The 20,717-nt window shown below is 69.1% G+C and carries 20 protein-coding genes; 12 read left to right on the top strand and 8 right to left on the bottom strand.

The window, feature by feature from the left end:
- Positions 1-111: 111 nt before the first annotated feature.
- A complete protein-coding gene (gene cueR / locus AC1PPL_RS10080; protein WP_479973191.1) occupies positions 112-615 on the bottom strand; it encodes a Cu(I)-responsive transcriptional regulator in 504 nt (167 codons plus the stop codon).
- Positions 612-809 (bottom strand): heavy-metal-associated domain-containing protein, encoded by a 198-nt coding sequence (locus AC1PPL_RS10085; RefSeq protein ID WP_012655153.1) that lies wholly within the window; start codon positions 807-809, stop codon positions 612-614. The genes cueR and AC1PPL_RS10085 overlap by 4 nt, the downstream gene beginning before the upstream one ends.
- A gap of 178 nt (positions 810-987) precedes the next feature.
- Here AC1PPL_RS10085 and AC1PPL_RS10090 point away from each other — a divergent pair, with 178 nt between their 5' ends.
- Together AC1PPL_RS10090 and AC1PPL_RS10095 are read left to right on the top strand one after the other, a co-directional pair.
- A complete protein-coding gene (locus AC1PPL_RS10090; protein ID WP_479973192.1) occupies positions 988-3,336 on the top strand; it encodes a heavy metal translocating P-type ATPase in 2,349 nt (782 codons plus the stop codon).
- Positions 3,337-3,520: 184 nt separating this feature from the next.
- Complete coding sequence (locus AC1PPL_RS10095; protein WP_479973193.1) at positions 3,521-5,176, top strand: methyl-accepting chemotaxis protein; 1,656 nt, start codon at positions 3,521-3,523, stop codon at positions 5,174-5,176.
- A gap of 185 nt (positions 5,177-5,361) precedes the next feature.
- Here AC1PPL_RS10095 and AC1PPL_RS10100 read toward each other — a convergent pair whose 3' ends face one another.
- From AC1PPL_RS10100 to AC1PPL_RS10120, 5 genes are all read right to left on the bottom strand, one after another.
- The gene (locus AC1PPL_RS10100; RefSeq protein WP_088887986.1) at positions 5,362-6,111 is read right to left on the bottom strand and encodes a sulfite exporter TauE/SafE family protein; all 750 of its coding nucleotides are present in this window, start codon (positions 6,109-6,111) and stop codon (positions 5,362-5,364) included.
- A 154-nt stretch (positions 6,112-6,265) separates the two neighbouring features.
- Positions 6,266-7,390, bottom strand: a complete 1,125-nt coding sequence (locus AC1PPL_RS10105) for an alkene reductase (protein WP_088887985.1) — start codon at positions 7,388-7,390, stop codon at positions 6,266-6,268.
- A 265-nt stretch (positions 7,391-7,655) separates the two neighbouring features.
- Positions 7,656-8,264 carry a glutathione transferase GstA gene (gene gstA, locus AC1PPL_RS10110; protein ID WP_012655159.1) on the bottom strand — a complete coding sequence of 203 codons (609 nt, stop codon included), beginning with the start codon at positions 8,262-8,264 and terminating at the stop codon, positions 7,656-7,658.
- Between the two features lie 134 nt (positions 8,265-8,398).
- Complete coding sequence (locus AC1PPL_RS10115) at positions 8,399-8,665, bottom strand: YkgJ family cysteine cluster protein (RefSeq protein ID WP_479973194.1); 267 nt, start codon at positions 8,663-8,665, stop codon at positions 8,399-8,401.
- Between the two features lie 65 nt (positions 8,666-8,730).
- Entirely contained in the window at positions 8,731-9,315 is a 585-nt protein-coding gene (locus AC1PPL_RS10120) for an NADPH-dependent FMN reductase (RefSeq protein ID WP_479973195.1), read from the bottom strand.
- A gap of 212 nt (positions 9,316-9,527) precedes the next feature.
- Here AC1PPL_RS10120 and mnmG point away from each other — a divergent pair, with 212 nt between their 5' ends.
- From mnmG to AC1PPL_RS10165, 9 genes are all read left to right on the top strand, one after another.
- On the top strand, positions 9,528-11,501 hold the full coding sequence (mnmG, locus tag AC1PPL_RS10125) for a tRNA uridine-5-carboxymethylaminomethyl(34) synthesis enzyme MnmG (RefSeq protein ID WP_312131053.1): 1,974 nt from the start codon (positions 9,528-9,530) through the stop codon (positions 11,499-11,501).
- The gene (rsmG, locus tag AC1PPL_RS10130) at positions 11,498-12,178 is read left to right on the top strand and encodes a 16S rRNA (guanine(527)-N(7))-methyltransferase RsmG (RefSeq protein ID WP_312131054.1); all 681 of its coding nucleotides are present in this window, start codon (positions 11,498-11,500) and stop codon (positions 12,176-12,178) included. The genes mnmG and rsmG overlap by 4 nt, the downstream gene beginning before the upstream one ends.
- A 34-nt stretch (positions 12,179-12,212) precedes the next feature.
- Positions 12,213-12,827, top strand: a complete 615-nt coding sequence (locus tag AC1PPL_RS10135; protein WP_011803500.1) for a LysE family transporter — start codon at positions 12,213-12,215, stop codon at positions 12,825-12,827.
- Positions 12,828-12,842: 15 nt separating this feature from the next.
- Complete coding sequence (locus AC1PPL_RS10140; RefSeq protein ID WP_011803501.1) at positions 12,843-13,613, top strand: ParA family protein; 771 nt, start codon at positions 12,843-12,845, stop codon at positions 13,611-13,613.
- Positions 13,614-13,699: 86 nt separating this feature from the next.
- Entirely contained in the window at positions 13,700-14,242 is a 543-nt protein-coding gene (locus tag AC1PPL_RS10145) for an RBBP9/YdeN family alpha/beta hydrolase (protein WP_088887981.1), read from the top strand.
- Between the two features lie 6 nt (positions 14,243-14,248).
- The gene (locus tag AC1PPL_RS10150; protein WP_312131057.1) at positions 14,249-15,244 is read left to right on the top strand and encodes a ParB/RepB/Spo0J family partition protein; all 996 of its coding nucleotides are present in this window, start codon (positions 14,249-14,251) and stop codon (positions 15,242-15,244) included.
- Between the two features lie 25 nt (positions 15,245-15,269).
- Positions 15,270-16,067, top strand: coding sequence for a class I SAM-dependent methyltransferase (locus AC1PPL_RS10155; RefSeq protein ID WP_479973196.1), 798 nt, complete (start codon positions 15,270-15,272; stop codon positions 16,065-16,067).
- Between the two features lie 165 nt (positions 16,068-16,232).
- A complete protein-coding gene (locus AC1PPL_RS10160; RefSeq protein ID WP_012655168.1) occupies positions 16,233-17,273 on the top strand; it encodes a peptidoglycan-binding domain-containing protein in 1,041 nt (346 codons plus the stop codon).
- Between the two features lie 384 nt (positions 17,274-17,657).
- Positions 17,658-18,242 (top strand): N-acetyltransferase, encoded by a 585-nt coding sequence (locus AC1PPL_RS10165; RefSeq protein WP_479973221.1) that lies wholly within the window; start codon positions 17,658-17,660, stop codon positions 18,240-18,242.
- Positions 18,243-18,298: 56 nt separating this feature from the next.
- Here the strand turns inward: AC1PPL_RS10165 and AC1PPL_RS10170 are convergent, their stop codons facing one another.
- On the bottom strand, positions 18,299-19,219 hold the full coding sequence (locus AC1PPL_RS10170; protein WP_479973197.1) for an AraC family transcriptional regulator: 921 nt from the start codon (positions 19,217-19,219) through the stop codon (positions 18,299-18,301).
- Positions 19,220-19,278: 59 nt separating this feature from the next.
- Here AC1PPL_RS10170 and AC1PPL_RS10175 point away from each other — a divergent pair, with 59 nt between their 5' ends.
- Entirely contained in the window at positions 19,279-20,526 is a 1,248-nt protein-coding gene (locus AC1PPL_RS10175; RefSeq protein WP_312843554.1) for an MFS transporter, read from the top strand.
- Positions 20,527-20,717: the final 191 nt, after the last annotated feature.

The following is a 20,717-nucleotide window of genomic DNA, read 5'->3' on the forward strand; positions in this document are numbered from 1 at the left end:
GGCATGCCTCCTGCAGGGTGTGTCAAGGCGGCCATTGTGGCCCGGCCGGCAGGTTGGTTTGGGGTGTTTTAGGCCTCCAGCGCCATGTTCACACGCGCTGACAGCTATGAATTAAATAGCGACTTCGGCGGCGCCGCTATTCGGGGTGCCGGCCATGGCCAGATCGTCCAGGATCGGGCAGTCCGGCCGGTCGTCGCCGTGGCAGCAGTGCACCAGCGCCTGCAGGCTGCGCTGCATGGCCTGCATGGCGGCGATGCGCTCGCTCAGGTTGTCGATGTGCGCCTGGGCAATGCGTTTGACCTGGCTGCTGGCGCGCTGCTTGTCCTGCCACAGGCCGAGCAGGGTGGCGATCTCCTCCATCGAGAAGCCCAGGTCGCGCGCACGGCGGATGAAGCGCAGGGTGTGCACATCGGCCTCGGTGTACTGGCGGTAGCCGCTGTCGGTGCGTGCCACGCCGGTCAGCAGGCCCAGCGATTCGTAGTGGCGCAGCATGCGCGCCGAGACGCCTGCGCGCTCGGCGGCGGTGCCGATGGCCACGGGCCAGTCCAGCGCGGCCACGGGCCCCGCGCCGTCGCTGGGCACGCGGTGGGCGGGGCGCCGCGGCGCGGTGCTCATGCGGCGACCTTGTAGCCTTCTTCCTGGATGGCGTTGGCCAGCGCTTCGCGCGACTTGTCGCTCTCCACGATGACCTGGCCGGTGGCCAGGTCCACCTTCACGAGGGCGTCGGTGTCGACTTGGCGCACCGCGTGCACCACGGCACGTTCGCAGTGGCCGCAGGTCATTCCCTGGACTTGAAATGTGTATTGCATGATGGTCCTCTCGATCAAAGGGCGGTGGATGGGTTGCGGGCCAGCGGGTGGCCGACAGCTGCATCATGAAGCCTGACATGGTGTCAAAGTCAAGCGGGGACCCGCGCGGCCTGCCGCTTGACCTTGCCAGCATGTCAAGGTTTAAGGTGCGCCCTGTATCGATTCCAAGGTGGCTTTCATGACTTCTGCTTCCCTTTCCCCTGCTGCATCGGGCGACGCCCCCGCGGGCACGCTGGACCTGGGCATTGCCGGCATGACCTGCGCGAGCTGCGTGGGCCGAGTGGAACGTGCGCTGCGCAAGGTGCCGGGCGTGCAGGACGCCACGGTGAACCTGGCGACCGAGCGCGCGCACATCGTGTTCGACGCCGCCAGCGGCGGGGGCATGGAGGCGCTGGCACGCCGCGCCGTGCGCAATGCCGGCTACGAGCCGCGCAGCGTGGAGGAGCAGGAAGCGGGTGAGGAGGGCGCGCAGTCGCCCTGGGCAGGCTTCACGCCGGTGGCCGTGGGGCTGCTGCTGTCGGCGCCGCTGGTGCTGCCCATGCTGGGCGATCTGTTCGGCTTGCACTGGATGCTGCCGGCGTGGGTGCAGTTCATCCTGGCCACACCGGTGCAGTTCATTCTGGGCGCGCGCTTTTACAAGGCGGGTTGGCATGCCGCCAAGGCGCTCACGGGCAACATGGACCTGCTGGTGGCCATCGGCACCAGCGCGGGCTACGGCCTGTCGCTGTGGCTGTGGGCCACGGCCGAATCCACCCATGGCGCGGGGCACACGCCGCACCTGTACTTCGAGGCATCGGCCGTGGTGATCACGCTGGTGCTGCTGGGCAAGTGGCTGGAAGCGCGCGCCAAGCGCCAGACTACGGCGGCCATCCGCGCGCTGCACGCGCTGCGCCCCGAGGTGGCCCACCTGCTGGGCCGGGACGGCGAGGTGGACGTGCCGATCGCCGAGGTGATGACTGGCGACCGGCTCGTGGTGCGCCCGGGCGAGCGCATCCCCGTGGACGGCACGGTGGTGGAAGGGCACACGCAGGTGGACGAATCCATGCTGACCGGCGAGCCGCTGCCCGTGGCGCGCAGCGCCGATGGTCCCGAGGGTGGGGCGCTCACTGGCGGCTCGATCAATGGCGATGGGCGCATCGTGATGCAGGTGACGGCCGTGGGGGGGGAGACGGTGCTCGCGCGCATCATCCGCCTGGTGGAGGATGCACAGGCGGCCAAGGCGCCCATCCAGCGGCTGGTGGACAAGGTGTCGGCGGTCTTCGTGCCGGTGGTGCTGGCGATTGCCATCGTCACGCTGCTGGGCTGGCTGTGGACGGGTGCGGGCGTGGAGGCTGCACTGATCCATGCCGTGGCGGTGCTGGTCATCGCCTGCCCCTGTGCGCTGGGACTGGCGACGCCGGCGGCCATCATGGCGGGCACCGGCGTGGCGGCCAGGCACGGCATCCTCATCAAGGATGCCGAGGCGCTGGAAACCGCCCACCGCGTGCAGACCGTGGCCTTTGACAAGACCGGCACGCTGACCGTGGGTCGGCCGCGCCTGACGGCGTTTCACGTGGAACCGGGGGTGGATGAGGCGGCACTGCTGTCGGCTGTGGCCGCGGTGCAGAGCGGCAGTGAGCACCCGCTCGCACGCGCCGTGGTGAGCGCCGCCCAGGAGCGTGGCCTGCCTGTTCCTGCGCCCGACGGAGTGCGCGCCGTGCCCGGCCGCGGCACCGAGGGCGAGGTGGCAGCGCGCAGCTATCTGGTTGGCAGCCTGCGCTGGATGCAGGAGCTGGGTGTGGACCTGGGCCCGCTGGCCGATCGTGCGGCCACGCTGCAGGCCGAAGGCGCCACCGTGTCCGCGGTGGCCGAGCGGGTCGCGCAGGATCCGAGCGGCGCACGGTCGCCCGAAGCCGCGAGCACTCCCTTGGGGGGCAGCGAGGACACGATAGTGCCGAGCGCGGGGGCGCACTATGTCTTGCGCGCGCTGCTGGCCTTTGGCGATGAGCCCAAGCCCGGCGCACGCGAGGCACTGGCGCAACTGCGCGACCAGGGCGTGCGCTGCGTGATGATCTCTGGCGACAACCGCGGTGCGGCCGAGGCCATGGCCCGCCGCCTGGGCCTGCAGCCGGAGGCCGGCGAAGTGATGGCCGAGGTGCTGCCCGGCGACAAGGCGGCGGCGGTGAATGCGTTGAAGGCGCAGGGCCATGTCGTGGCCATGGTGGGCGACGGCGTGAACGACGCGCCCGCGCTGGCCGCGGCCGATGTGGGCATGGCCATGGGCAATGGCACCGACGTGGCCATGCACGCGGCGGGCATCACGCTGATGCGCGGCGACCCGCAGCTGGTGGCGGCGGCGCTGGACATCTCGCGGCGCACGGTGGCCAAGATCCGCCAGAACCTGTTTTGGGCCTTTGCATACAACGTGGCCGGTATTCCGCTGGCGGCGCTTGGCTACCTGAGTCCCGTGGTCGCGGGGGCCGCGATGGCGCTGAGTTCGGTCAGCGTGATGACGAATGCGTTGTTGCTCAAGCGTTGGCGGGGGTGATTGCGGGATAAACGAGACAAAAGGATTCTTATTTCTCTGGCAAACTGCAACGTTTTGTTGCATATTGGCGCGCGGCTTCGTTCGTAAGTCACGCGCAAGCCATCGCCTGACAGGGTGACGGATTGCGTGACGCACATCATGGGAGGGTGGCCCGCCGGGGGCTGCACACGACAAGGAAACGGTGATGAATATTTACGCGCTCATGCGGCTCTTCACGATTCGCCTGCGAATGATCGGCGCCATTGGCGTGGTACTGGGCCTGTTGGGCCTGCTGGGCGGTGCCGGCATGCTGGGCATGTTCCGCATCCACGGGCTGGCCCAGGACTTCGTCAGCCAGCCCCATGCCGCGGTGAAGCTGATGGGCCAGCTGCGCAGCGAGATGGGTGAGATCCGCCAGCATGAGAAGGACATGATCATCCACTACGAGCGCCCCGAGTCGGTGCGCGCCGCGCACGACCGGTGGCTGGCGTCGCTGGACCGTGCGAGCAAGGTCACGGCCACGCTGGGCCAGATCTGGCAGGGCGAGGACCTGGCCGAGGCGAAGGACGTCGCTAAGCACCTGGTGGCCTACCGCGAGCAGTTCGCACACGTGGCGCGCCAGCTGGAGGCCGGCGGCTACGACACCGCCACGATCGCCAACCGCATGAGCGGCAAGGCGGTGGAGCAGTTCAACATCGCCACCGAGAAGGTGGCCGCGCTGGACAAGCGCCTGGCCGCCGAGGTGGACAGCGCCATTGCGCACCAGGACCGCGTCACCGACCAGACCAAGTGGCTGTTCGCCCTGGCGGTGCTGATCACTGTGGTGGTGGTGGTGCCGCTCACGCTGCTGAACATGGTGTCCATCTGCCGCCCGCTGGAAGTGGCCCGCGCGATGGCACAGGCGATCGCCGGGGGCGACCTGTCTCAGCGCATCCACGTGGAAGGCCGTGACGAGGCGGCCGACCTGCAGCGCGCGCTGCTGGACATGCAAAACGGCCTGGGCGCGATGGTGGCGCAGGTGCGCGACGCGAGCAGCAACATCGCCACGGCCAGCCAGGAGATCGCCACCGGCAACCAGGACCTGTCCGGCCGCACCGAGCAGACCGCCAGCAACGCACAGGAAGCCGTGGCCGCGCTCTCGCAGCTCACCGCCACGGTGCAGCAGACGGCGTCGTCCTCGCAGGTGGCCAACCAGCTCGTCACCTCGGCCTCGGGCATCGCCACGCGCGGCGGTCAGGTGGTGCAGCAGGCGGTGAACAGCATGCACGAGATCTCCTCCTCCAGCCGCAAGATCGGCGACATCATCGGCCTGATCGACTCCATCGCCTTCCAGACCAACATCCTCGCGCTGAACGCGGCCGTGGAAGCGGCGCGCGCGGGCGAGCAGGGCCGCGGCTTTGCCGTGGTGGCGGGCGAGGTGCGCAGCCTGGCGCAGCGCAGCGCGGCCGCAGCCAGCGAGATCAAGGGCCTGATCAGCTCCAGCGTGACGGCCGTGGACGGCGGCGTGCGCCACGTGGAAGATGCCGGCAAGGCCATGCAGGAGATCGTGTCCAGCGTGCAGCGCGTGACCGACATCATTGGCGAGATCAACTCCGCCGCCTCCGAGCAGGCGGGCGGCATCGGCGAGGTCAACGCCTCCGTGGGCGAGATCGACCGCATGACGCAGCAGAACGCCGCGCTGGTGGAAGAGTCCGCCGCGGCGGCCGAGTCGCTGCGCGAGCAGGCCGCCCGCCTGTCGCAGGTGGTGAGCCAGTTCCAGTTGGCCGACGACGGCCACGCGCCCGCGGCCTTCACGCGCACCGGCGCCGCCCCGGCCCCCGCGCTGCGGGGCGGCGACACGCCGCGCCTGAGCGCCGCTTGAGCGCTGCATGACGCACGCGGCGGCCGGGCGCCGCCGCCAGTTTTCAACAAACCCTCCTTGCGCACCTTCGGGTGCGTTTTTTTGCCCCTTGGTTTTGCGGCCTGTGATGGCGCGCAAGGAAGTTAGCAGATTGCTATTTAATAAATAGCTGCTAGCGCTTAATGGACGGGAGTTGGAGCCGATTTTTATGCCGATGCCAGCAGGCGCGGCATGGATGCCACCAGCAGCGCACCGCCCGACACCGTGAGCAGGCCCAGCACGATCTGGCGAAAGCGGACCTCGCTGATGCCGATATACAGCCGCGTACCCAGGAGCACCGGCACCAGCACGGCCGTGGCCACGATGCCGAAGGCCGGCAGCATGTCGCGCGTGACCAGACCCTTGGCCAGATAGGTGGCCATGGCCACGGCCAGCATCGCCAGGTTGAAGTTCTGCACCACGGCGCGCTGGGTGTCCTTGGGCAGGCCGCGCAGCGTGCACCACAGCGTGGGCAGCACGCCCGTGAAGCCGCCAATGCCGCCCATCACGCCGCCGCACAGGCCCACCACCGCGTCGGCCGTGCGCCCGCCCCAACGCACCCGCGGCAGGCTGCGCGCCATCAGCATGGCGGGGCACCAGCACACCAGCAGCGTGCCCAGCAGGGCTTTGAACCAGTGGGCGTTCAGGTGCGGCAGCAGGCTTGCGCCTACGGGCACGCCCACCAGGCCGCCCAGAATGAACGGCCACAGCAGGGCGGCATTGAAGCCGCGGCGCATGGTCACCGCAGCCAGCACCTGGCCGGTGAGCGAGCCGAACACCGCCAGCGCCGCCGCCAGGTGCGGCTCCAGCACCCAGACCCAGAACGACATGGCCACCATGCTGAACGCAAAGCCCGACAGGCCTTGCACAAAGCCCGCCACGACGGCGCCCAGGACGAGGACGGCCAGTGTCTCCATGCATCTCTCCCTGCTGCCCGCGGGTCCATGGGCGTACCCGCTTTTGTTTTGATAGCTGCCAGCGCTTTCCCCATAAGCGCTGGAGCCGTTTTTTATATCCATTCATGAAGCATCACGCCCGGCGCCGGGCGTGATGCTTGGCGGGCCGCCTGCGTCAGGCCGGGACCTGCTCCAGCGCGGGGTAGTCGATGTAGCCGTGCTCGCCGCCGCCGTAGAACGTGGTTTTGTCCCAGGCGTTGAGCGGGGCGCCCCGCCGCAGGCGCTCCACCAGGTCGGGGTTGGAGATGAACGCGCGGCCAAAGGCCACGATGTCGGCGCGGCCGCTGGCCAGCGCCTCCTGGGCCATGTCGCGGTCGTAGCCGTTGTTCACCATCCAGGCGCCGCGCCCGCCCGCGCTGCGGTAGGCGTTCTTGAACGCGGCGTAGTCGAAGGGGCGGCCTTCCACCTCGCGCGGGCCGCCGGTGGCGCCCTCGATCACGTGGATGAAGGCCAGGCCCAGCGGCGCCAGCTCGCGTGCCAGGTGTTCAAACAGCGGCTGCGGGTCGCTGTCGCGGATGTCGTTGGCGGGCGTGACGGGCGAGAGACGAATGCCCACGCGGCCGCCGCCGATGGCGTCCACCACGGCGCGCGTCACCTCCACCATCAGGCGCACGCGGTTGGCGATGCCGCCGCCGTAGTCGTCCTTGCGCTGGTTGGCGCCGTCCTTGAGGAACTGGTCCAGCAGGTAGCCGTTGGCGCCGTGGATCTCCACGCCGTCAAAGCCCGCCGTCTGCACCGCGTTGCGCGCGGCGGCGGCGAAGGCATGCACGATGTCCGGCAGTTCCTCGGCCGCCAGCGCGCGGGGCTCGGACGTGGGCACGAACTGGCCCTGGCCGCTGGCCGCGTCCACCAGGTAGGTCTGCGATTGCGCGCGCACGGCCGACGGCGCCACGGGCGCGCCGCCCTCCGGCTGCAGGGCAGTGTGCGACACGCGCCCCACGTGCCACAGCTGGGTGACGATCTTGCCGCCGCGTGCATGCACGGCCTGGGTAACGCGCTTCCAGCCGTCCAACTGCTCGGTGCCGTACAGGCCCGGCACGTCGGAATAGCCCTGGCCCTGGTGGGTGATGGCCGTGCCCTCGGTGATCAGCAGGCCGGCGCTGGCGCGCTGGGCGTAGTAGGTGGCGGTGATGTCGCGCGGCACCGCCCGGGGCGAGCGGTTGCGCGTCAGCGGCGCCATGGCGATACGGTTGGCCAGGTGCAGGTCACCGGCCTGGATGGGATCGAACAGAGTGGTCATGCGACTTCAGTACCTTCTTGCAAAGCGGACCGCGGGAGGTGCGGCACGCATCAAAGGTTACCGGTATCGCTCAGGGCGTGCAGTACACCCAGGCGCTGCAGAACCACGGGTTCTGTGCTACGTCAAACAGGGAGGGGGTACGGCGGTGGGGCCGGCCGGCGGCCCTGGATGGCGCCGGGCGTGCGGCGCGCGGGGGGATTTTTGCGGTGAGGCGCCGGCACGCACAAGCCGCGCCCCGCAGATGCCGAGCGCGGCGATGTGGGCCTTACTTGAGCAGGCCCTCGGCCTTCATGGCGGCCTGCACGGCGGGGCGGGCGGCGATGCGTTCGCGGTAGGCCGCCAGGTTCTTCAGTGCGGAAATGTCCAGGTTCACGGCGGGGGCCCAGTTGGTCACCGTGAACAAGTAGGCGTCGGCCACGCTGAAGTGCTCGCCCATGAGGTAGGGCTTGTGGGCCAGTTCGCCGTCCACCCACTTGAGGCGGCTGAGCAGTTGCTCATGCACCAGGGGCTTGTAGTCTGCGGGGGTAGTGGGCTTGAACAGGGGGGTGAAGCCCTTGTGGATCTCGGTGCCGATGAAGGTCAGCCACTCCTGCAGGCGGTAGCGCGCCAGCGTGCCGTTGGCGGGGGCGAGGTTCTTGTGCGGCGCCTGGTCGGCCAGGTACTGCACGATGGCGGGGCCTTCGCGCAGGCGTGTGCCGTCGTCCAGCTCCAGTACCGGCACGTAGCCCAGGGGGTTGATGGTGTAGTAGTCGGTGCCGTCCTGCAGCTTGTGGCTCTTGGTGCTGGCCAGCACCGAGGTGTGGGCCAAGCCGGTTTCGTGCAGCACGATGTGCGGGGAGAGCGAGCAGGCGCCAGGGGAGTAGTAGAGCTTCATGCGGTCTTGTCCTTTCAAGAGAGTGATGAAGAAAATCTCCGCAGCGCATGCTATGCCGACCTGCGCGGGTCTGCCATGCCAAGGCCTTTGTGGGGGCGTTTCCCCGCGGCGCTGCGCCTGGGGGCAAGGCGGCCTCAGCGGGGCGTGGACGGCTGCGTGGCCTGTTCCATCAACGCCAGCCAGCGCATCGCGTGCGCGCGGCTGTCGCCGCACATGGCGGGGCTGGGCCGCAGCGAGGCGCACACCGCGGGGCGCTCGGGCCGGCCGAAGATGCGGCAGCGTGTGTCGTCGTCCAGTTGCACGCAGCGCATGCCGGCCGGCTTGCCGTGCGGCATGCCGGGAATGGGCGAGGAGATCGACGGCGCCGTGCAGCAGGCGCCGCAGCCGGGGCGGCAATCCATGGTGCTATTTAATTCATAGCTGTAAGCGATTGCTGGATATGCGCTGGTGCCGGTTTTTGCTTCTGTCACGCGGTCCCGTGCAGCCGCCCGGCAGCCCACAGGACCTGCTCTACCACGCCGCGCACGTGGGCGGCTTGGCTTGCGTCGACCAGCTGGCCCTGGGCGTCGAAGGCACTGGCCGCGCGCGGCAGCGCGAAGTGGCGCGGCGCCAGCCAGCATTCCAGGTTGAGCAGCAGCGGCGCCAGGTGGCTTTGCGACCGCAGGCCGCCCAGTGCGCCGTTGGACGCGCTGAGCATGCCCACCACCTTGCCCGCGAACGGGCGTGTGCCATCACTCCATTCCGCGTGTCCGGCCACGGGGCTGGAGGCCCAGTCGATGGTGTTCTTGAGCAGGCCGGTGTAGCTGCCGTTGTACTCGGGCGAGCAGATCACCCAGGCGGGGTGGGCGTCCAGCACTTCCTTCAGCCGGATCACGTCGGCCGGGGTGCCGGCGGTCTCCAGGTCGGCGTTGTAGAGGGGGATGTCGAAGTCGGCCAGCTCCAGCAGCGTGACGTCGGCGCCGGCGTCGCGCGCCATGTGTGCGGCCACGGCGGCCAGGCGGCGGTTGAATGATTGGGTGCGGGTGCTGCCCGCGAACACGAGGAACTTCATGCGCGGGATTGGAGCACAGGCCGGGCACACTTTTCCTGCGCGGTTTCACGTGAAACAAGCCCCGCCGCGCATCCGGGTGGCAAAGATGGGAAAATTACGGATTCCCCGCCGGGCCGGCAGCGCAGGCGCGAGGGTGGGGGCGGTACCGGCGCCGTGAAAGCCGGGCTTGTTCACCGTTTGACAGGGCCGCAGCGGGCCCGGAGCACCCCACCATGTTGTACCCCCAGGATTTCGATGTCATCGTCGTTGGCGGAGGCCATGCCGGCACCGAGGCCGCGCTGGCCGCCGCACGCATGGGCAGCCGCACGCTGCTGCTCACGCACAACATCGAGACGCTGGGGCAGATGAGCTGCAACCCCAGCATCGGCGGCATTGGCAAGGGCCACCTGGTGAAGGAAGTGGACGCGCTGGGTGGCGCCATGGCGCTGGCGACCGATGAGGCGGGCATCCAGTTCCGCATCCTCAACAGCAGCAAGGGTCCGGCCGTGCGCGCCACGCGCGCGCAGGCCGACCGCATCCTCTACAAGGCGGCCATCCGCCGCATGCTGGAGAACCAACCCAACCTGTGGTTGTTCCAGCAGGCGGTGGACGACCTGATGGTGGAGGGCGACCGCGTGGTGGGCGCCGTCACGCAGGTGGGTATCCGCTTTCGCAGTCGCGCGGTGGTGCTGACGGCGGGTACCTTCTTGGACGGCAAGATCCATGTGGGTCTGAACAACTACGCGGCCGGCCGCGCGGGCGACCCGCCGGCCGTAAGCCTGTCGGCACGTCTGAAGGAGCTGCAGTTACCCCAGGGACGCTTGAAGACCGGCACGCCGCCGCGCATCGACGGGCGCAGCATCGATTTCAGCCAGTGTGAGGAACAGCCCGGCGATGGCATGCCCGGCGGCGTGAACGAGGGTGCTGTGCCTGTGTTCAGCTTCATGGGCAGCACGGCCATGCACCCGCGCCAAGTTCCGTGCTGGATCACGCACACCAACGCGCGCACGCACGAGATCATCCGCAGCGGCTTTGACCGCAGTCCCATGTTCACCGGCAAGATCGAGGGCGTGGGCCCGCGCTACTGCCCCAGCGTGGAGGACAAGATCAACCGCTTTGCCGACAAGGAAAGCCATCAGATCTTTCTGGAGCCGGAAGGGCTGACCACGCACGAGTTCTACCCCAACGGCATCAGCACCAGCCTGCCGTTCGATATCCAGTACGACCTGGTGCGCTCGATGCGCGGCCTGGAGAACGCGCACATTCTGCGGCCGGGCTACGCCATCGAGTACGACTACTTCGACCCGCGTTCGCTCAAGAGCAGTTTCGAGACGCGGCAGATCCAGGGCCTGTTCTTCGCGGGCCAAATCAATGGCACCACAGGGTACGAGGAGGCGGCGGCGCAGGGCCTGTTCGCCGGTATCAACGCCGCGCTGCAATGCCGAGGGGAGCGTGCCTGGGTGCCCGCGCGCGACGAGGCCTATCTGGGCGTGTTGGTGGACGATCTGATCACCAAGGGCGTGACCGAGCCATACCGCATGTTCACCAGCCGCGCCGAGTTCCGCCTGCAGCTGCGCGAGGACAACGCCGACATGCGCCTGACCGATGCGGGGCGTCGCATGGGTTTGGTGGATGATGCGCGCTGGGACGCTTTCAGCCGCAAGCGCGATGCGGTTTCACGTGAAACAGAGCGTTTGAAATCGACATGGGTGAACCCGCGCAACCTGCCCACGGTGGAGGCCGAGCGCGTGCTGGGTAAAGCCATCGAACATGAATACAACCTCTTCGACCTGTTGCGCCGTCCGGACGTGGGGTACGACGCACTGACGACCATGGATGGCGGCAAGTATGCGAGCGAGGCTGTTTCACGTGAAACGCTGGGCGAGCTAAGTGCGCCCGTGATCGAGCAGGTCGAGATTGCCGCCAAGTACGCGGGCTATATCGACCGCCAACGGGACGAGGTGCAGCGCGCCGCGCACTTCGAAAAACTGCGTCTGCCTGAAGATCTGGACTACATGCAGGTAGCGGCCTTGTCGATCGAGGTGCGGCAAAAACTGCAGAAGCACCGGCCGGAGACGTTGGGCCAGGCGTCGCGTATTTCCGGGGTGACACCGGCGGCGATCTCGCTGCTGACGGTCCACTTGAAGAAGGGCGGTTTCAAGGGGTTTGCCCCGCAGCCGGCGGATGGGGTGGAGACGGTCGCATGAGCGTGGTGTCGAACACAAGCCTTGAGTTCACCCTGCGTGAGGGCGCCAACGCCTTGGGGTTGGATCTGTCGGAAGCTCAAATCACACAGCTATTGGACTTCCTGGCGCTGCTGCAAAAGTGGAACAAGGTCTACAACCTCACGGCGGTGCGCGATCCGCAGGAAATGCTCACGCACCACCTGCTGGACAGCCTGGCTGCCGTCCCGCCGCTGCGCCGCCATGTCGCGCAGAGGGGGCAGGGCGGTGCAATCCACCCGGGCACGCGGCTGCTGGATGTGGGATCAGGCGGGGGACTCCCTGGCGTGGTGTTCGCCATTTGTTGCCCGGAAGTGGATGTGAGTTGCGTGGACACCGTGGCCAAGAAAGCAGCATTCATCCAGCAGGCGGCGGGCACCCTCGGTCTGTCCAACCTGCATGGCATCCATGCGCGCGTGGAAACGCTGGCGGGTCCGTTTGATGTGGTCAGTTGCCGCGCCTTTGCCGCGCTGGCGGACTTCACCGCCTGGTCGCGCCAGGCACTGGGACCGCACGGCGTGTGGCTGGCCATGAAGGGAAAGCACCCGCACGACGAGATTGCCGCGCTACCGGCGGACGTAAGCGTGTTTCACGTGGAACAACTCACTGTGCCGGGCCTGCAGGCCGAACGCTGCATCCTCTGGCTGCGCCCCGTCGCTTAAACTCAAGCCCCCTCCCGCTTCGCAAGGCGCTCCCATGTTCGGCATTGCAGACTACGGCGCATTCGTCGCCGCCATCGTGTTGTTCCTCGCCATCCCGGGGCCGGGCAATCTGGCGCTCATCACTTCCACCGGCAAGGGCGGTGTGCGCGCCGGCATGGCCGCCTGCATGGGCGTGATCGCCGCCGACCAGGTGCTCATGTGGATGGCGGTGGCCGGCGTGGCGGGCCTGCTGGCCGCGTATCCGGCGGCATTCCATGCCGTGCAATGGCTGGGCGCCGTCTACCTGGGCTGGATGGGCTACAAGATGCTCACCGCCAAGCCGGGGGATGCGCCGGTGCTGAACATCGCGCCGCGCCACTACTTTCGCCAGGGGGCGGTCATCACGCTGCTCAACCCCAAGGCCATCGTGTTCTACATGGCCTTCTTCCCGCTGTTCGTGAACCCGGCCACGCACCGCGGGCTGGTCACCTTCGCCGCCATGGCCGCCACCATCGCCACGCTCACCTTCCTGTACAGCCTGGTCGTGGTGCTGCTCACGCACTTCCTGGCCGAGCGCATGCGCGCCAACCCCACGGTGGCGCGCGTGCTGGAGAAAACGGCGGGCGTGTTCCTCATCGGCTTCGGCGTCAAGCTGGCCATTTCCAAGTAATAGCGAATTGCCCGCATGGCCAAGATCTTCTGCATTGCCAATCAAAAGGGTGGGGTCGGCAAGACCACCACTTCCGTCAATCTGGCCGCGGGCCTGGCCAAGATCGGCCAGCGCGTGCTGCTCGTGGACCTGGACCCGCAGGGCAATGCCACCATGGGCTCGGGCGTGGACAAGCGCGCGCTGGAGCTGTCGGTGTACGACGTGCTGTTGGAGTCTGCCTCGGTGCCGGAGGCCGCCGTGCTGTCGGAGCAGTGCGGTTACCGCGTGCTGGGCGCCAACCGCGAACTCGCCGGGGCAGAGGTGGAACTGGTGCCGCTGGAGCAGCGCGAACGCCGCCTGAAAGCCGCCCTGGCGGCGGTGGACTCCGACTACGATTTCGTGCTCATCGACTGCCCGCCCTCCCTGTCCATGCTCACGCTGAACGGTCTGTGCAGCGCCCACGGCGTCATCGTGCCGATGCAGTGCGAGTACTTCGCGCTGGAGGGCCTGACCGATCTGGTGAATACCATCAAGCAGGTGCATGCCAACCTGAATCCCGACCTGCAGATCATCGGCCTGCTGCGCGTGATGTTCGACCCGCGCATCACGCTGCAAAGCCAGGTCAGCGAGCAGCTCAAGGACCACTTCGGCGACAAGGTGTTCGACACCGTGATCCCGCGCAACGTGCGCCTGGCCGAGGCGCCCAGCTACGGTTTGCCCGGCGTGGTGTTCGATCCCGCGGCCAAGGGCAGCCAGGCTTTTCTGGAGTTCGCGCGCGAGATGGTGGAGCGCGTGAAGCGCATGTGATGCCTGGCCAAGGTCTTACAGGTCAAAATAGACTCCAAGGCTTATTGGATAAGCGCTATAAGCTATATAAATCATAGTAACGCCGCATGAATCCCTCGCAGATCCTCCTCCTGCCCGGCTGGCAGAACTCCGGCCCCGGCCACTGGCAAACCGAGTGGGAGCGGCTGCATGGCTACCAGCGGGTGCAGCAGCACGATTGGATGCGTCCGTTGCGCGGCGACTGGTCCGCGCGGCTGGAAGAGGTCGTGGCCGATGCGCCGGGCGAGGTGGTGCTGGCCGCGCACAGCCTGGGGTGCATCCTCACCGCTTGGTGGGCGGCGCACACCCGCCACGCGCACAAGGTGCGCGGCGCCCTGCTGGTGGCGCCGGGTGATGTGGAGCGGCCCGACCTGGCCGCGCAGATCCCTGGTTGGGCGCCCATTGCGCGCCAGGTGCTGCCCTTTCCGGCCGTGCTGGTGGGCAGCCAGGACGATCCCTACTGCAGCTTTGAGCGTGCGCAGACGCTGGCCGGTGCGTGGGGCGCACGCTTCGTGGACTCCGGTCCCCGGGGTCATATCAACGCCGATTCCGACCTGGGCGACTGGCCCGAAGGGCACGCACTGCTGCGCGCATTGATGAACAAGGACTGAAGACACATGGTCACCAAGAAACCCAAGGGCCTGGGACGCGGCCTGGAAGCACTGCTGGGCCCCAAGGTGGCCGACAAGGCGCCCGCCGGCGCCAACGCAGCGGGTGTGGCAGACGGGCCGGTGAGCACGCTGGCCCTGGACCGTCTAGTGCCCGGCATCTACCAGCCGCGCACACGCATGGACGAGGGCGCGCTGTACGAACTGGCCGAATCCATCAAGGCCCAGGGCATCATGCAGCCGATCCTTGTGCGTCGCCTCGACGACGAACAGGCGCGACAGCGCCGCCAGGAGCGTGCATCGCAGGGGGCTTCGGCGGCGATGGGCGCCCTCAGCGCCAGTGGGCCGTTGTACGAAATCATCGCGGGCGAGCGGCGCTTTCGCGCCTCACGCCTGGCGGGCCTGGCCGAGGTGCCGGTGCTGGTGCGCGACGTGCCCAACGAGGCGGCCGCGGCCATGGCGCTCATCGAGAACATCCAGCGCGAAGACCTCAACCCGCTGGAAGAGGCCCAGGGCCTGCAGCGCCTGATCCGCGAATTCGGCCTCACCCACGAACAGGCGGCGCAGGCCGTGGGCCGCTCGCGCAGCGCGGCGAGCAACCTGCTGCGCCTTTTGAACCTGGCCGAGCCGGTGCAGACCATGCTCATGGCCGGCGACATCGACATGGGCCATGCGCGTGCGCTGCTGTCGCTGGAGCGCGCGGCGCAGATCACCGCGGGCAACCAGATCGCGGCGAAGAAGCTGTCGGTGCGCGAGGCCGAGAGCCTCGTCAAGAAGCTGGGTGCGGAGTTCGCCCTCACGCCGCAAAAGCCCAAGAAGGACAAGTCGCGCGACCTCAAGCGCGTGGAGGAAGAGTTGTCCGACCTGCTCATGGCCGAGGTCGAGGTGCGCGTCAAGAAGCGCGTCAAGCGCGGCAGCCGGGTTGAGGAGATGGGTGAGCTGGCCATCCAGTTCGGCTCGCTGGAGGCGCTCAACGGCCTCATCGAGCGCCTGCGCGGCGGCTGACGCCGCACCGTTGCGGCCCGTATCCATGCCGCGCCGGCCCCGCCGACCCCATCGTCTGCACGTGCCGCCGCCGCGGCGCATCGTCCTGCCCTGGCCGCTGCCGGCGGTGCTGGTGTGGGCGGCGGCGTGGCTGCTGTTCGCGGGCCTGCGCGGCAGCGTGGCCCCGCTGGCAGCGCTCGGGCTGGCCTGCGCCGTGGGTGTGGCGGGCAGCCTGCTGGCGCAGGGCTGGTGGCGCCGCGGCCTGATCGCGCTGGGCTTTCCCTTGTCGGCGGCGCTGGGCGGCGCGGTGGCGCTGCCGGCCTGGGGCTGGCTGCTGCCGCTGGCGCTGTTGCTGCTGGTGTATCCGCTCAATGCCTGGCGTGATGCGCCGCTGTTTCCCACCCCGCCGGGTGCGCTGCACGGCCTGCAGGACGCCGTGCCGCTGCCCGCGGGTGCGCCCGTGCTGGACGCCGGCTGTGGCCTGGGCGATGGCCTCAAGGCCCTGCGCGCGGCCTATCCGCAGGCGCGGCTGCACGGGCTGGAGTGGAGCGGACCCTTGGCGCTGCTATGCCGGCTGCGCTGCCCCTGGGCGCGCGTGCGGCGCGGCGATATCTGGGCCACGGACTGGGGCGGTTACGACCTTGTGTACGTGTTCCAGCGGCCCGAGAGCATGGCCCGTGTGGCCGCGAAGGCCCGCGCGGAGATGGCGCCGGGCCGCTGGCTCGTGAGTCTGGCGTTCGCCGTGCCGGGCGTGCGCCCCAGCGCGCGGCTGGATTCCTTCGCCGGCCATGCGGTGTGGATCTACCAATTGCCTTTGCCGGCGGACAGTGCTGCGCCACACTAAAACGAAACAACTTGCAAACATCGGTTGCAAAAACTGCCGAATTGGTATGATTTTGCATTCACGTCGGCCACGTCGGTCCCGTACCGGGTGCGCAGACCGCAACGCCTCGGTTGAGACGTGTCCCACACACCCCGGAATGCAAGAAGAGAGAGAGGAAGGAAAGCTATGTCCCGTAAACCACTGACGCTGCTGGCGGCCGCCTGCGCCGCCCTGGCCCTGACCGGCTGCGAAACCACCAACATGCGGATGGGCAGCGCCGAGTCCAAGACCGTGGCCACCGGCGCTGCCGCCGGCGGCAGCGCCGCCAACGAGAGCGGCCAGCTGGAACGCTGCCAGTCGCCCCTGGGCACCGTGTCGCTGGTCGAGAACCAGGACGCCGGCTGGTACACCATCTTGCGCAACGAGTACAAGCTGCCCCCCACGGCCAACCTGCTGCGCCTGCTGATCCAGCAGTCCAACTGCTTCATCGTGGTGGAGCGCGGCGCAGCCGGCATGCGCGCCATGGACCGCGAGCGCCAGCTCATGGGCTCCGGCGAGATGCGCGGTGGCAGCAACTTTGGCCGGGGCCAGATGGTGGCGTCCGACTACGGCATGTCGCCCGAGATCATCTTCTCGAACAACGACGCAGGCGCCATCGGCGGCGTGCTGGGCGGCCTGATCGGCGGCGGCAGCGGCCGTGCGCTGGCGGCCGTCGGCGGCGGACTGAAGACGCGCGAGGCCAGCGCCATGCTGACCCTGGTGGACAACCGCTCGGGCGTGCAGGTGGCGGCCTCCGAAGGCAGCGCCTCCAAGAGCGACTTTGCCGGCTTCGGCAGCCTGTTCGGCGGCTCGGCCGGCGGTGGCCTGGGGGGCTACCAGAACACCGCGCAAGGCAAGGTGATCACCGCTGCGTTCATGGATGCCTACAACCAAATGGTTGTCGCGCTGCGCAGCTACAAGGCGCAGTCGGTGCAGGGCCAGGGCCTGGGCGGCGGCGGCCGCCTGGGCGTGGATGGCGGCGCGGCTCCCTCGCAGACCCGCGCGGGCGCGGCCATGTCGGTGCGCGAGGCGCAGGAACGCCTGAACGCCATGGGCTACAACGTGGGCACGCCCGACGGCTCCGCCGGTCCCAAGACGGCGCGTGCGCTGCGCGAGTTCCAGCAGGCCCAGGGCCTGCCCGTCACCGGCCGCCTGGACTCGGCCACGGCCGGCGCGCTGTCGCGCTGAGCGGGGCGCAAGGGGCTTCGCCCCCGGCAAGCAAGCGGCCTTCGGGCCGCTTTTTTGTGCGCGTCTTGTGGGTGAAGTGCTTCGTTATTCATAGCTGCCAGCGTCTTTCTCGCAAGGGCCATAGCCCGAAAACGCCAAGAACGACACGGTATCGCACCCGCGTGGTGCGGTATCGACGGCGGGGCTGGCCTGCAGGCGCGCAGTGGCCTAGCATGCGCGCCGCATTGTTATTGCCGCAGTTCCATGTACCTGTCCCTGCCGCCGTTCTGGTCGTCATGGCTGGCGTGGCCCAAGCCGCCGCCCGCCCCCGACGCTTCTGGCGTTTTTTCCTCCTTTCTTGATGTCTCCCGGCGCCAGGCGCGCCGCCTCGCGCAGCCCGCCGAGCTGCGCATCGACGTGGACCCGCCCGACGCCACGATCGAGCAGGAACTCTCGGCCCTGCACCAGCGGCTGCACTCTCCCGGTGACGCCCTGCATGGCCTGCCCTCCACGCTCCTGCCGGGGCACCCCGGCCTTTTCGTGCGCAGCCGCGTGGCCGATGGCGAGCTGTACGTCTACATCGAAGACCCGCTGCGCCAGTGCCTGGCGGGCACCACGGTCTTCAACCGCCTCGTCGAACTGAACCGCCGCGCCGACCGCCACCTGCGCGCGCCGCATTCGCGCTACGCGCCCGCCTACCAGCGCCGGGGCCTTGCCACGGCCGTGTACCGCTGGGCGCTGGACGGCGGGCAGTGCCTGGTGTCCGGCGCGCGCCAGTCCGCAGGGGCCCATGCGCTGTGGCAGCGCCTGGGGCGTGATTACCCGCAGGGCTATGTCTGCCTGCAGCACAAGACCCCGCGCTACCTGGGCCGCCAGGTGGATGCGCGCGTGCAGGAAGCCCTGGCCACGCGCCGCCTGCTGCTGGGCCGGGGCTGGACGCTGGCCCGCCTGGCCGCCGCCACGGGCATGCTGTCTGTGTACTGCTCCTGAAAAAAGAGCTGCTTGCGCTTATGGGGTAAGCGCTGGAGCCCTATTTGCCTTGAGATCTATGGCGACCCCAGGAAGCGTCCCGGCGCCAGCCCCACGGCCCGCCGCACCATGGCGCTGAAGGCGCTGGGGCTGTTGTAGCCCAGTTCCGCCGCGATCTGGTTGATGGGCTTGCGCCCCGCGGCCAGCGCCACGGCGCGCGCCAGAATCACCTGCTGGCGCCACTGCGTGAAGGTGCTGCTCAGCTCCTGGCGAAAGAGGCGCGCCACCGTGCGCGGGCTGGCGCCGGTGTCGCGCGCCCAGTCGGCCAGCGTGTCGTGGCGCGTGGGATCGGCCAGCACCGCCTCGCACAGGTGGCGCAGGCGCTTGTCGCGCGGCAGGTCCACGCCCAGGCGCACGCTGCTGGCACGGCGCAACTCGTCCAGGATCAGCGCGCTCAGGTGCCGCTCGCGGTGCAGCAGCTCGGGCGGCGGCGGGGCGCCGTCGTCGGGGTCGGTGGGCATCTCGCGCACCACGGCGCGCAGCAGCTCGGACACCTCCAGCACGCGGCACTGGCGCCAGGGCTCTTCCTGCGCGCGCGCGACGGCGGGGCCGCAGCGCCCGGGCGGCTGGTAGAAGTACAGCGTGCGCAGGTCGGCGTCCTCCACCATGGTCACGGCGTGCTCCACGCCCGGGGGGATCCACAGCGCGCGCGAGGGCGGCACGATGTAGGTGCCGCGCGGCACCGTCAGGCGCAGCACGCCCGTGGTGGAGATGGCCACCTGCGCCCAGGGGTGGCTGTGCGGGCGCACCTGCGTGTCGGCGCGCAGTTCGCGGTGCTTGGCGCGCACGGGGCGCTCCCGGCTGGGCACGAACAGGTGCGGCGTGAGCGACTCCACGTACGACAGCACGCGCGCCGGCCGCGCGGCGCGGCCGGCGGTGCTGGCCGCGGCGGGCTCGGCAGGCGGCGGGGCAGGGCGGGGAAGGGACGGGCTTGGCATGATCGCGACAGCAATTGGCCGACTATCGTATATCGGCCGCGACTGCCTTGCCTAAGATCATGCCCATGACGACTGCTGCCCCCACCCTGCGCCAGGACGCGCGCACCATTGGCCTGATCGGCCTTGCGCACGGCTCCTCGCACTTCTTTCACCTGCTGTTGCCGCCGCTGTTTCCGTTCCTGATCGCGGAGTTCGGCTACAGCTATTCCGAACTGGGGCTGCTGGTCTCGGTGTTCTTCGTGGTCTCCGGCGTGGGCCAGGCGCTGTCGGGCTTCCTGGTGGACCGCGTGGGCGCACGCCCGGTGCTGTTCGCCGCGCTGGCCAGCTTTGCGCTGGCGGGCCTCACCGCGGGCAGCGCCAGCGGCTACCTGGGCCTGGTGGTGGCGTCGGTGCTGGCGGGCCTGGGCAATGCGCCGTTCCACCCGGTGGACTTCACCATCCTCAACAAGCGCGTGTCGCCCGCGCGGCTGGGCCACGGCTTCTCGGTGCACGGCATCTCGGGCAACCTGGGCTGGGCCACCGCGCCGCTGTTCATGGCGGGCATCGCCACGGCCACGGGATCCTGGCGCATGGCCTGCCTGAGCGGCGGTGCGCTGGCCCTGGTGGTGCTGGCCGTCATGGTGTGGAACCGCGACGCGCTGGACGATCGCCAGGGCGCCTGGGCGCATGCGCCGGCCAAGGGCGCCACGGGCAGCGCGCACGCGCAGGAACACCCCATGGCCTTCCTCAAGCTCCCGGCCGTGTGGCTGTGCTTCTCGTTCTTCTTCTGGAGCACCTGCTCGCTCAGCGCCATCCAGAGCTTTGCCGCCCCGGCGCTGCAGCGGATGTACGACATGCCGCTGTCGCTGACCTCCATGGTGGTCACGGGCTACATGCTGTGCAGCGCCGTGGGCATGGTGATCGGGGGCTTCCTCGTGGGCCGCGTGGTGCGGCTGGAAAAGACCATCAGCATCTGCCTGATGGCCTCCGCCGCGCTGCTGGTGCTGGTGGGGCTGGGCGCACTGCCCGGCACGGTGGCGCTGGCCGTGGCGGCGCTGGCGGGCATGGGCGTGGGCATTGCCGGCCCGTCGCGCGACATGCTCATCAAGCGCGCCGCGCCCCCCGGCGCCACGGGCCGCGTGTACGGCACGGTGTATTCGGGGCTGGACCTGGGCTTTTCCGTCGCGGCGCCGTTGTTTGGCGTGCTGCTGGACCGCGGGCAGACCGCCGACATCTTCTACGGTTCGGCCCTGGCGCTGGTGCTGAGTGTGGTCTCGGCGGCACTGGTGGGCGGTGGCGTGGCACGGCGCCAGACGCAGGCTGCGTGATAGGTGCCGGGGGCTTCCAGCGCTTACGTAGCAAGCGCTAACAGCTATTGAAACAGGAGCGCCGGCGCGCCCTCCAGGGCAAGCCCTGCGCCGCGCATACCGGCTTGGCGGTTCCCCTGCCGCTGGGCGCGGGGCGGCAAGCGTTCGCCGCAGCCTGCATTCGGCCGTTATGCAGGACGGTGTGATGCGCT

Source organism: Diaphorobacter sp. B2A2W2 (assembly GCF_056730635.1).